Source organism: Flavobacterium sp. DG2-3 (genome assembly GCF_030730925.1).
Taxonomy (GTDB): Bacteria; Bacteroidota; Bacteroidia; order Flavobacteriales; family Flavobacteriaceae; genus Flavobacterium.
Map to the genome: position 1 here is coordinate 70,644 of NZ_JAVAMB010000009.1, position 12,150 is coordinate 82,793.

A 12,150-nucleotide genomic window follows, 5' to 3' on the forward strand; every position below is an offset into this window, starting at 1 on the left:
CTTTATTTATCCTGGCATTTGAACCACATCCTCTCCAAAAACTTCTTTTCTGATAAGTGGCAATGTTGACAAAAGTTTTTTCATTCCTTCAACTCCTTGCTGTTCTGTATTATGTGAATGATAATCTTCAATTACAGAAACATCTTCTTCTCCTTCAGAAAAATATTGAGCATAATTCAGATCGCGATTATCGGCCGGAATACGATAAAAATCTCCCATATCTTCTGCCTTTAGCATCTCTTCGCGAGTACATAAAGTTTCATACAATTTTTCGCCATGACGCGTACCAATAATCTTAACTTCAGTATCTGCCTTACAAAGTTCTTTCAGAGCTTGTGCAAGATCTCCTATCGTTCCTGCAGGTGCTTTATTTACGAATAAATCTCCTGGATTACCATTTTCAAAAGCAAACAAAACTAATTCTACTGCTTCATCTAGTGACATTAAAAAGCGTGTCATATTTGGATCTGTAATAGTGATTGGGCTATTCTCTTTTATTTGTTTTAAAAACAAAGGAATTACTGAGCCTCTTGAGGCCATTACATTTCCGTATCTAGTCAAGCATACTGTAGTATCAGGCAAATTTCTTGAGGCAGCGATTGCTACTTTTTCCATTAATGCTTTTGAAATTCCCATGGCATTAATAGGATATGCTGCTTTATCGGTACTTAAACAAATTACTTTTTTTACTTTATTAACACCCGCGGCATCTATAACATTTTGTGTTCCAAAAACATTTGTCTTTGTAGCTTCTAATGGGAAAAATTCGCATGAAGGAACTTGCTTTAAAGCAGCGGCGTGAAATACATAATCTACACCTCTCATAGCACGTTCTACACTGCTATAGTCCCGAACATCACCAATATAAAACTTTAACTTATCATTTTTCAATTGATTACGCATATCATCTTGTTTCTTCTCATCACGAGAAAAAATTCTGATTTCGTTAAAATGATCTGTATGTAAAAAACGATTTAATACCGCATGCCCAAAAGAGCCTGTTCCTCCTGTTATAAGAAGAATTTTATCTTGTATTTTCATTATTGATTTATTTTGAAAATCTTATTTTTTTCTAATTGAGTTGGATAGTTAATTAAAACAGCTTTATAAGGTCCTTTAAAAACGAATAAGCTCCCTGCTGCTACACCAATTACTCCATGCTTATCAATAATTTTTTCAATATCATTTAAAGAACCCGCTCCACCTAAAACGGTCATAGGAAGTGTTATCTTTTCTCTTACTTTATCAATTAATTCTAAATCATATCCTTTCATTTGTCCATCTTTATCAATCGAATTGATTACGATTTCACCTGCTCCCAATTTCTGTGCTTCTTCTGCAAATTTAAAAGGATTGATGCCTGTACTTTTTTTTCCATTGTGAGTATAGACCTCATAACCTCCCAATAATTTCTTTTTAACATCTAATACAACAATGACACTTTGTGCCCCTACACGATCAGATATCTCAGTAATTAAATTTGGATTTTGCAAAACAGCTGAACTTAATGCTATTTTTTCGATGCCAAGACTAAATATTCGTTGAGCTTGCTCCACAGTCTTTACACCTCCTCCATAACATAGTGGCATCATTGATTGGCTAGCTAATCTTCCTATTAGGCTATAATTTGGCTCTTTACCTAATACAGTAGCATCTATATCAAATATACTTAACTCATCAACTTCTTTTTCATTAAAAATCTTAACTGCATTTATAGGATCTCCTACATATTTGGGATTTTTAAAATTTACAGTTTTCACTAAGCCATCATCATGAATCAATAGGCTTGGAATAATTCTAGGTCTAAGCATTTTTACAATTTTGCAAAATTATGTAATAAGGTTTCACCATAATGATGACTTTTTTCGGGATGAAATTGAATTCCATACACATTCTCGTGATGGACAGCACAAGTAAATTCACTACCATAATTGGAAGTTGCTAAAATATCTAAAGTATTATTACACTTAAAATAATAAGAATGCAGAAAATAAAAAAGGGCGTCTTTTTCTAATCCTTTGAATAAGGGATTTGAAACAATAGGGATGACATCGTTCCATCCCATATGAGGCAATCTAGTAACTTGCTTTATTTTAGTCTCATCAAATTTTTTAATCGATGCATCAATCCAGCCGAGACCTGCTAATTTTCCTTCATCACTAAAATTACCCATCATTTGCATTCCTACGCAAATGCCTATAACTGGTACTTTTTCCTCCAACACCAATTTATCTAACTTTTCCCTCATTCCAGACTTATTCAACTCTATCATTGCATGATCAAAATGACCAACTCCGGGCAAAATTAATTTTTCAGCATTTTCTAAATCCTCTGAAGTCCTAGCAATTTTTACTGCTATGTTAACTCTCTTATAAACATTTACAAAAGCATTTATATTTCCTACACCGTAATCAATTAGTGTTACCATTATCTAAACAATCTTTTTTCTAATCCTAATTTCATCATTATTTTCGCACCTAAACCAATAAGAAATCTTTTGTTTTTATAAATATGAAAGGTTTTATTTTCACCTTCAAAAAGCGTTCTAAATTCTTGAACAGTTAAGTCCAATTTCTCTGCTACATATTCAAATTCTTTCAATAAGAATTGCTCATCAAGCTCTGGCCTTGAAATTCTGTCAAGCGCTTCATCTCTTGTCATTTGACCTGTTAATATTAAACTTGAAAAATGCGCTCGTCTTTTTTCAAACCCAAATTTTCTTGGTAGCCAAAAGTCTTCATAAAATCTAGTGAAACGAGACTCATGATGTTTATGTTGAAACTTTTCCCAACCATACTTCTCTTCAAGAAGCTTTTCAACATCCGTTTTTATGTATGGCAACAAGTTTAATGGCTTAAAAATCTCCATTCCATAAAGGTATTTATAAATAATTTTGTACTGGAAAATATCAATAATTGGGAACGTTTTTAACTTCTTCTTTCCAAATCTTTTGTGGATATCAGTTGTAAGAGTCTTGTCAATACCCGGGTAAGCTCCCCAGTCTTCAGGTTCTCTACAACATTCAGTACTAAAATTTCCTCCAGTAAGTACGTATTTTACTCTATTCTTTCTGGCAAATTTATAAAGTGACGAAAAAAAAGCTATATCTTGAGGATCATCCATATTAGGTATTTGCGACTTAAAATAAGCCACTTGCAAATCTTTCATTTCCTCCCAGTTTATTACCTCTGTATATAAATCAAGACCTAGTCCGTTACATAATTTTTCAATATTTCCAACTGCTTTATCTGTATTCCATCCCGCATCTACATGAAAAAGTAATGGTCTAAGCCCCATTATTTCTTTTGCAACATATGCAACATAAGAGCTATCTAAGCCTCCACTCAATCCAATAATACAATCAAAATCTTTCCCTTTACCCTCTTTTTTTATTTTTTCAGCCATTCGCATAAGCTCCTTGTAACCTCTTTCATCAGTATGCCAGCTCGGTTCAATATTTTGTTTAAAATTCAAATAATAATCACTTTCACCTTTTTCATTAAATACAATATTTGGATCTGAAGTATCCATTATTGTTTTTGTACAAATTTGATATTTTTGCTTGTCCATCTTGTTTATTTAAAACTTCTATAAATTAATTGAAATATTGATCTAGTAAATATTATTCTTGCCCATAATTTTATTAAAAATGGTCTTTTTATTATACTCGCATTATTACCATGAACTCTTCTGCTTAAAGTGATTTTATCACAATGCGTATTAGAATTTATTAGATTTGCAGCCTTAGCTATCCATAAATCATGTGATTCGACATATGACGGTATAGGTAGTATCAGCTGTTTTAATTCTTTTTTAAAAGCCATTGCACAACCGTAATAGTTTTCCTTTCCTAAATATATATCAATAATGTTTTTTAAATTTTTTTTTGAATTTTGAGATTTAACCCCCTGCATTTTATAATCTAAAACTTCGCCTCTCGAATTAATAAAATTGGTGTTTGAAGATACCAGCAATGAACCATTATCCGTCAATTCTTTTTTCATAATATAAACCCTATCTTCAAGCCAAATATCATCTTGGTCAGACATAAAAATTATATCATTATTTGTCAGACTAATTGCCCTCCCAAAAGTAAAGACATGTCCTTTATTGGTTTCATTTTTAAAAACACTAATTCTTGAATCATTAATTATTTTTATTTTTTCTATAGTATCATCTTTTGAACAATCATCAACAATTATTAATTCATCAGTATCATCTAATTGGTTTAAAATTGATCTTAATTGCTCTTCAATGAACTCTGCTCCATTATATGAAGCCATACAAACACTTATATTCATTTTTTACTTTTTTCCTTTTTTATTAAGTAACCCATCTTTAACTGCTTGAAAATAATTCTTTATAAACTTATATTTTTCTTTGACAAAAAAGATGATCAAAAAATTATGTAATAATGCAGTAATAACTTCTTTTATCCCCATAAAAAAAGGAACATTTTTATTTTTCATAAATAAAAATGAATTTCTTACCTTATAATAAGATCTTAAAGGTCCATGAACAAATAATCTCGTAAAACGTAAATCTATTGATTTCTCTCCAATAGCGTGAATCATTTTTGCTTTTGGATTAACAAAAACAGGAATGTTTTTTGAACGGCATCTTAAAATCCACTCTGTATCCACATAATCAATAAAATAATCTTCGTTCATTAATCCCACTATATCAAAAACTTCCCGACTAACAGCACTACCTGAAGATATTATCATATCTACCGAATAAATTTCATTATCATTTAAAGTTTTTATTTCTTTAAGAAGTCCTAAAGAATTTAATCTATAATTTGGGAATCGAAATCCTTGATCTTTATCATAAAATACAGGTGATACTACCATTGGTTTATTCGCGATAAAAGGACTTGTTAAATGAGAAATGAAATAATCGTCAATTTGAGAATCTTGATCAAAAAAAACCAAAATATCAGCATTCCTTTCAATTGCATAATTGATTCCAATGTTCTGAGCCTTTGCTATACCGTGATTTTCATTAAAACATATTAATTCTACCCCCAATTCTTGCGATAAATCTTCTATAAAACAGTTTTCGGTATTATCAACTAAAATCACATTTGTTTTGCTTAATAATAATGATTGACAGATTCTAGATAAATTATCTACATCTGGGTTATAGCAAACAATTACGCAAAAAATTTTCATTTATAAAGAATTAAACTGTTTGGATTTCTGAGTCATATTTCGGAATGCTTTTTGTTGGCGGTAGTATTTTGAACCAATACCATAAAATAATTAACAATCCATAAGAATTAAACATAGTTGGATTTGTCATTGAATTTAGAACATAGATTAAAGTCAAAACCATATATAAACTATTATTACCCAAGTATGAAGCTATTTTTTTTGTTGGAAAAATAATAACAAAATATAATAATGGCGCAAGAATAAAACCAAAATAACGTAACATATCTATAGGTGTTATTTCTGTTTTTGATATTATTCTTTGAGAACCTTTTGAATAATAATATGATGCCAATCCTTCACCAAGAAAAAACTTAAAGAAATTTAAATTTTCTATAAAAGACTCATAATGGCCTATTTTGATACCATTTGATTCTTCTTTTGGATCAAGAGCGTTTGTGTTGTTCAAAAGATAAGAAAATATTCCAATCCCTAAGATAATAAGTATTGTTAGAACAATAATTTTAGTTTTCAGTCTAGATTTCGATAAAACAATATACATGGCGGCTATTATAGAGGTCAAAATAGACCCTCTCGATGCACTCACAAAAATAGTTATAAAAATAACCAATGATGCCAAAAAACTACTTAGTTTTCTTTTCTCAACAAATGAAATGAAATAGAGCACAAATGGCAAATATAAAAACGGAACACATCCAATATGAAAACTAAGTGTTCCCTCATCTGCAAATTCCCTCAAACCGTTAGACCCTGCACTATAATTGCTAAAAAAATCATAATAAGCAGCTGAAAAAGGTAAATCCATAAAAACTACCACTATTAAGAAAGAAAGTCCTGTATAGGCTACTGCTATAAGTCCTGATACTTTGGCTACGCGCTCAACATCTATTTTATATCGAATTATTGGATATATTAAGAACAAAACCAAAATGGATAAAATCAATTGTGTACTATAGCTTGCCTCAGTATAGTTAAAAAAAGAAAAAATAAAGCCGTATAAAAAAATAAAAAAAACAACAAAAGGTGATATTGTGTTAAATCTATACAACCTAAAATTAACAATTACTAACCCAATAATTAAAACAAAAATTAGTTTATTCAAGAAAAATGTTGGAAACAATAAAGTAGAGATAAAATAAAGATAAAAAAGAATATTCACCTTATTATTAACTGAAATTGAACTCATTATAAAAAAATAGTCATTAATAAAATATTCATTTATATTATTGTTTTGAATTTAAATTTGACATTTAAGATCATTTAAAATTTTCAAATAAGTATTTGCAAAATCTTTAGTTCTGCTATTTAAGCTTCTCTTTAATTCTTCTTCATCTTCAGGACAAAAAGTTGGATTTTGATTTATTTCTTCCATCTTTAAAGCAAGTTCTTTAGGGCTATCTGGGTTGAAATAGATTCCAAACTTTGGGTTTTGTTCTAAGTGAACAGGAATATTTGACAAAATTATTTTTTTTCCAACAGTCTTAGCTTCTTCTACTGTTGAACTCCATCCCTCAAAATAAGACGGGTTAATTACACAGTTGCACATTAAAATTAACTTACCAACATGATGGTAAGGTATTAATCCTAGAAATAAAATATTTTTTTGCAAATCATTATCCTCAACATATTTCAACAATTTTGCCACGTGATCAATTCCATTTCTGTAATCGCTCATTAATCCAGAGGTAACTACTAATGGATTATGTCCTTTCTCTTTAAGCAATTTAATCGCTTCAAAAACAGTCAAATGATTTTTGTGCGACCAAAACTGATTTGGCATATAAAAAAAGTGTCTCTCAATATTATAAAGGTCCTTAATTTCAGTAATTTCTGAATCAGTTATAGAAAACTGGATGTCATTATTAGGCTGTGAAACAAAATTTAAAACACTTACCTTTTCTTGATTCTCTAAATTGTTTATTTTAAAATCTTCAAAAGCGGCATAACTGCTTAGAACAATAGCATCACTCTTCTTAATCAATATTTTATGCAAATTAATCGTTGCTTTTAGCTGTGTTTTTGTCCACAAATTCGGATAATGTACATATTGAAAATCGGGAATCCAATTTAAAGTTTTTATTTTTTTACTGGGAAAAACGAAATCAGAATGTGAAACAGCATTGATTTTATTTCTTGATAGCAAACTATAAGTGATAATATCATATCCAAATACTCGACTCCCAATCTTACTTAAAAGCCATGGAAAAGATTTTCTTTTTAAAATAGTCGTTTCAACAATTCTTGCATAAGGACTGAACATTTCAATATATTCTTTACTTATTCCTTTTGGCACAAACAAAATGACTTTAACTTTATCACTACAAAATTTATCTACTGCATAAAATAAATTCTTAAAATAATTAATTCCTCCTTTGTATTCCAAAGGAAAATTCAACAAGAAACCAACTTTAATCATTCATATGTTTTTTAAAATACTCTACATAATTTTCTAACCCCATTTCAAGACTGATTTTAGGTATCCAACCTAATTCAAATGCTTTTTTTGTATCAGCCAAAAAATGAATTGGATCCCCTTCTTTAACAAGTCCGTTAAAATTAATCTTTCTTGAATTTTTAAAACAATGGCTTAATTTCTTTATCACATCCGAAATTTCAACAACTTTGCCTACGCCTGCATTAACAACCTGGTAATCTTTTAATTGATCAGAAAACATTCCCATTAGTGAAGTTGCATCAGAAATGTGAATCCAATCTCTAGTTTCTTTACCAGTTCCAAAAAATTCCAAATCTCCTTCACTACTAAGCTTTTTACAGGCGTCCCAAAGTAATTGTTTCTTTAATCCCTCTCCATAAATAGAAAAATAACGAATAATTCCTATTTGAATGTTAAAATTTTTATGATATGAAAAACAAATTTCTTCGGCAATCTTTTTATGAAATCCATAAGGAGAAGCAGGTATTCCTGACATTTCTTCTTTAATAGGTATGTTTCCCAGATTTCCTTGTACAGCAGGACTGGAAGGGTAAATAAATTTACAATTTTTATTTTTTAAGCGTATAAACTCTAAAAGTGCTAATGTGCTTTGAACACTTCTCTGAAAATCTTCATAAGGATTTGTGTTAGAGAAAGCAACAGACCCACTGCCTCCGCAATGTATAATTATATCAAAAGATATATCTAATGCTAATAAAACATCTAATTTAATAGTAGTTTCAACCCATTGGTCGATCCCCCAAACAGCATAATCTTCATAATTCCATTTTCCATGACCAATTCCGACCACATGAAACCCTCTTTTTTTATACTCTTTTGCTGCATTTCTTCCCAAAAAACCAAATGCTCCAGTAATTAATACATTCATTATTGCTTTTATAATAATTTAAATATCGAGTAACTTAGTAAAAAAAATCCTAACAAATTATAAGTGTCCCAGTCTAGAAGATGCAGAACTATAAGCTAAAAAACTATCTCCTGCATTTGATCTTAAATAAATCAAATATTCATTTTCATCAAAATATTTTGAATTATTTGACTCATTATTCTCACTTTCCCAACTATTTGTTGTAAAGTTAAATGTTTTAACTATTTTACCAGGATTTCCAATTACCATACTAAAAGGCGGAACATCTTTAGTAACTACTGTATTTGCCCCAATTATAGATCCATGGCCAATTCTAACATTCCCTATCACACTAGAGTCATTACCCAGCCAGCAATTTACACCAATAAAAATACTTTTTTCTAAAGAGATTCCAGACATTGCATAAGGCTTCATTGGGTCATCAAAAATTTTACCCGCACCAATAAGTGAACAATTATTACCAAAAATAGAATAGTCACCAATTTGAACTAATTTTCCAACTGTTATAAAATTGTTTCTTCCTAAATATACATTTTTCCCTATCCTTAATTGAATGTCATTATTTGTTCTATTATTTATTACAAAATTAGAGTACTCTCCAATAGTACAATTATCCTTAATAATAATATTTTTTATGCCAAAAAATTGAACATTTGGTCCCAGAAATATTTTTTTGGAAATGTTTTTAGATTTAAACAACTTATATTTCCCTATCGACTTTGAAACAAAAAATTTAATTTTCCTCATACTTTTTTCTATGATTAATATAACTAATAGGCAAAAGGTTTTCTAATGATTTGATATAATTTATCACTTTCGGTTCTTTTGATAAGGTATTAATATCAGTTGTAACCCACTCATTAAAATCAGGAATTGTTGGAGTAAAATTTGTAAACGACCAATTGCATTGCTGCCCAAGATAATAAGCCAAATATGCCCTATCAATATTTAATTCAATTTTATTTGTTTTTATATTATTAAGGAAAAATACTACATCTTCTTTAGTTTTTGGAACATATGCAAGTCCTAGTTTTGAATAATAAACATTAGAGCAAATACAAACAAATTTGTCATAAATAATAGATTCTATACCAAAGGTTGAGGAATAACAAATAACTGCATCGGCTTTTTCTAATAGAGCATAAGTATTGACTTTATCATGACAGGTTACAAACTGAATACGCGGGTTGTTATTAAACTTTTCTGCAAGCAAAGTTTTAAAATCAGTACTTGATTTTCCCCACCAATGTCTTTCATCTGGATGTTGCCTTACAGTTATCATCAAATTAGAATTTTCTAACACTAATCTTACAGTTTCAAATAACCAATCATTATAACTTCTAAATACAGATCCAATATTTAGTGTAGCTGAATCCCAAGGAGAATTTAATGGTATCAAAACCCCAACTTCATTAAAATTTAAACTTTCTTCAAAAGATTGATACTGGCTATTTAATTTATTCGTTCCGTTTTTCCTTCTTTCTAACTCTTGTTGTGCCGAAAGAATTGAAAATTTCATTTGTTCCTCATCTTGGATTATTAATTGAAAAGATGTAGAAATATCTGCAAGCTGCGCAGCAACACCTTTATATGTTGTTAACAAAAGCCCAACACCCGCATCAAAAGTAAAAAATGAAAAATTCCCCTTTTTTAAGAGATGCTGAAAAAGTCCTGAATTCGCATAAATACCACCTGAAAAAATAAAGGTTTTATCTGAGTGAGAATCTATAAATGATTTTATCGTAGAAAAATTAGCTATAAATTTTTTTTCATTTACACGAACTAATTCTCTAAAATTATCTGAATCATCTTCTCCTCTATTTTTATGAACTGCATTAGCAAATGCAATTTTATTAATCTCTACTAATTCTTGTTCATTAAGGCTGTTATTAGAATAATATGAACTTAACATTTCATATCTAATTCCTTTGTTTTTTATCTTTTTTAAAGCTAATTCAATTAATTTAATTTGAATTTTATGGTCTGTTTTATTTTCAAATTTCAAATCATCTATAAGATACAATATATTATCTTTTTTTAAAAGCAATAAACCAACTACAATAGAAAACCAAGCTGTTGCAGTAAAAAGCCATGATGACAAAATAATCACATACTTATTATTATTATCACTTTTCGAATTCTGAAATGAACTTGATTTTTTTAGAAATGCAACAAATTGAAAAAAATTTATAACAAATTTTAATCGAGATTTAAAAGAATCAATTTTTGACACTGACATGTTTTTGTTTAAGAATTAATAAAACCAAAGTTGTAAGTACTAAAAAACAACCAATAGATAGTATGTTTTTATAAGTTATAGAAGCCTTAAAAATGACTGATGATGAAATTAAAATATAAAAAGCAATGATTAAAGAACTCAAAAATATTGTATTTAAGGAATAATCTATTTTTAAATGTTTTCTAGAAAAATAAACTGAAAGTAAAAAATTAACCAAGAATGCAACTGCCGTCGCGATCAAAACTCCATTTAAGGCATAACTTTGAACTAAATAATTACTTAAAACTACATTAATAATAGAGCCTGTTAAGGTTATTAAAAGTATAATTTTACTTTTCATTTTGTAAAGCAAAATTGTGTTTTCAACTATAGCAAAATTATAGATTAGATTTATAATCAATAAATATATTGTTGTATTCATAATTGGACTGTATTTTTCCGGCAGGAAAAAATGGAATAGAAAATCTATAAAGAAAATAATGCTTCCTACTATCCATATCATAATTAATTTAAAATTGAAATCAAATCGCTGAGATTTTAATTGTAATTCTTCATCTGATTCTGAGGAGAACAAAAGTGGTTGTACCGCTTTACTTATGGCTATTGTAATAAGAGTTGGAACTGTTGCTATTTGTTGAGCAAGCGAAAACAATCCTATTTCACTTAAAGAGACATATTTTTGAAGAATTATAACACTATACTTTGATATAAAGAAATAAGCAATGTAACTTATAAAAATAGGAAAACCAAAAACAATTGTTTCTGACATGTCTTTAAAATTAAAATTGATTTTAATTTTAAAATTAAAAATGACAACAAACCAGACTATCAAATTACCAATTATAAAAGAAAATAAGATACTATTTAAATCAATTTGAAAAAAGATAAATATCAACAAAAGGATAGCTGATATTACTAAAACCGTCAAAATTTGAAAAAAAACAAATCTCGTAACTTTATTTTCTAGTCTTAAATAGATATAATATAACGCTGGTAGAAATGATAAAAATGCAATTATTGGAGAAAAATAAACTATATTCGATTTTGCAATAGAAGGAGCTAACTGATCTAGGAGAAAGTCCTTAAATAAAAAATAAAAAAGCATTAAAAATGTTGAAGAAATAAAATGTAAAACAATAATATTCCAAGTGTATTCAGTTTCTTTATTTAACGCTTTTTTTAAAAAATAGATGCGCCCAAAAGCAGACACAATACCAAACTGAATAAAATAAGTAAATAATGCTGAATTATTATTTAAAATATTAAAAATTCCGTAATCTTCGGGACTTAAAAACTTAATATATAACGGTATAAACAAAAATGCAGTTACTCCAGTAACTATAAAATCTCCAATACCGTATAGAAGTATATTTTTTATTAATTTAAGATTCAATTTAAAAAAAAATTATTTATG

The 12,150-nt window shown here is 28.7% G+C and carries 12 protein-coding genes; all 12 read right to left on the bottom strand.

The features are described from left to right. Positions 1-6 precede the first annotated feature (6 nt). Genes Q9Q97_RS13980 through Q9Q97_RS14035 form a run of 12 tightly spaced genes read right to left on the bottom strand, consistent with a single transcriptional unit; the run spans position 7 to position 12,129 of the window. Positions 7-1,041 (bottom strand): polysaccharide biosynthesis protein, encoded by a 1,035-nt coding sequence (locus Q9Q97_RS13980; protein ID WP_306158069.1) that lies wholly within the window; start codon positions 1,039-1,041, stop codon positions 7-9. Next, entirely contained in the window at positions 1,041-1,811 is a 771-nt protein-coding gene (locus tag Q9Q97_RS13985) for an AglZ/HisF2 family acetamidino modification protein (protein WP_306158071.1), read from the bottom strand. Before Q9Q97_RS13985 ends, Q9Q97_RS13980 begins: the two co-directional genes overlap by 1 nt. Before the next feature lie 2 nt (positions 1,812-1,813). Next, entirely contained in the window at positions 1,814-2,428 is a 615-nt protein-coding gene (gene hisH / locus Q9Q97_RS13990) for an imidazole glycerol phosphate synthase subunit HisH (RefSeq protein ID WP_306158073.1), read from the bottom strand. Beyond that, positions 2,428-3,570 carry an N-acetyl sugar amidotransferase gene (locus Q9Q97_RS13995; RefSeq protein WP_306158075.1) on the bottom strand — a complete coding sequence of 381 codons (1,143 nt, stop codon included), beginning with the start codon at positions 3,568-3,570 and terminating at the stop codon, positions 2,428-2,430. Before Q9Q97_RS13995 ends, hisH begins: the two co-directional genes overlap by 1 nt. 5 nt (positions 3,571-3,575) lie before the next feature. Next, positions 3,576-4,301, bottom strand: coding sequence for a glycosyltransferase (locus tag Q9Q97_RS14000; protein WP_306158076.1), 726 nt, complete (start codon positions 4,299-4,301; stop codon positions 3,576-3,578). 3 nt (positions 4,302-4,304) lie between these two features. Beyond that, positions 4,305-5,174, bottom strand: coding sequence for a glycosyltransferase family 2 protein (locus Q9Q97_RS14005; protein WP_306158078.1), 870 nt, complete (start codon positions 5,172-5,174; stop codon positions 4,305-4,307). A 10-nt stretch (positions 5,175-5,184) separates the two neighbouring features. Beyond that, positions 5,185-6,360, bottom strand: coding sequence for a hypothetical protein (locus Q9Q97_RS14010; RefSeq protein WP_306158080.1), 1,176 nt, complete (start codon positions 6,358-6,360; stop codon positions 5,185-5,187). A 51-nt stretch (positions 6,361-6,411) separates the two neighbouring features. Continuing rightward, positions 6,412-7,590 carry a glycosyltransferase gene (locus tag Q9Q97_RS14015; protein WP_306158082.1) on the bottom strand — a complete coding sequence of 393 codons (1,179 nt, stop codon included), beginning with the start codon at positions 7,588-7,590 and terminating at the stop codon, positions 6,412-6,414. Continuing rightward, positions 7,583-8,497, bottom strand: a complete 915-nt coding sequence (locus Q9Q97_RS14020) for an NAD(P)-dependent oxidoreductase (protein ID WP_306158084.1) — start codon at positions 8,495-8,497, stop codon at positions 7,583-7,585. The genes Q9Q97_RS14015 and Q9Q97_RS14020 overlap by 8 nt, the downstream gene beginning before the upstream one ends. Positions 8,498-8,554: 57 nt before the next feature. Further along, positions 8,555-9,244: a DapH/DapD/GlmU-related protein gene (locus tag Q9Q97_RS14025; RefSeq protein WP_306158086.1), complete on the bottom strand. Its 690-nt coding sequence runs from the start codon at positions 9,242-9,244 to the stop codon at positions 8,555-8,557. After that, complete coding sequence (locus Q9Q97_RS14030) at positions 9,231-10,730, bottom strand: hypothetical protein (protein WP_306158089.1); 1,500 nt, start codon at positions 10,728-10,730, stop codon at positions 9,231-9,233. The genes Q9Q97_RS14025 and Q9Q97_RS14030 overlap by 14 nt, the downstream gene beginning before the upstream one ends. Then, entirely contained in the window at positions 10,717-12,129 is a 1,413-nt protein-coding gene (locus tag Q9Q97_RS14035) for a lipopolysaccharide biosynthesis protein (RefSeq protein WP_306158091.1), read from the bottom strand. Before Q9Q97_RS14035 ends, Q9Q97_RS14030 begins: the two co-directional genes overlap by 14 nt. Positions 12,130-12,150: the final 21 nt, after the last annotated feature.

Coding starts and splice junctions, on each gene's coding strand:
- Q9Q97_RS13995 (WP_306158075.1), bottom strand. CDS start 3,570: ATGGACAAGCAAAAATATCAAATTTGTACAAAAACAATAATGGATACT.
- Q9Q97_RS14005 (WP_306158078.1), bottom strand. CDS start 5,174: ATGAAAATTTTTTGCGTAATTGTTTGCTATAACCCAGATGTAGATAAT.
- Q9Q97_RS14025 (WP_306158086.1), bottom strand. CDS start 9,244: ATGAGGAAAATTAAATTTTTTGTTTCAAAGTCGATAGGGAAATATAAG.
- Q9Q97_RS14020 (WP_306158084.1), bottom strand. CDS start 8,497: ATGAATGTATTAATTACTGGAGCATTTGGTTTTTTGGGAAGAAATGCA.
- Q9Q97_RS14010 (WP_306158080.1), bottom strand. CDS start 6,360: ATGAGTTCAATTTCAGTTAATAATAAGGTGAATATTCTTTTTTATCTT.
- Q9Q97_RS13980 (WP_306158069.1), bottom strand. CDS start 1,041: ATGAAAATACAAGATAAAATTCTTCTTATAACAGGAGGAACAGGCTCT.
- Q9Q97_RS13985 (WP_306158071.1), bottom strand. CDS start 1,811: ATGCTTAGACCTAGAATTATTCCAAGCCTATTGATTCATGATGATGGC.
- Q9Q97_RS14000 (WP_306158076.1), bottom strand. CDS start 4,301: ATGAATATAAGTGTTTGTATGGCTTCATATAATGGAGCAGAGTTCATT.
- hisH (WP_306158073.1), bottom strand. CDS start 2,428: ATGGTAACACTAATTGATTACGGTGTAGGAAATATAAATGCTTTTGTA.
- Q9Q97_RS14015 (WP_306158082.1), bottom strand. CDS start 7,590: ATGATTAAAGTTGGTTTCTTGTTGAATTTTCCTTTGGAATACAAAGGA.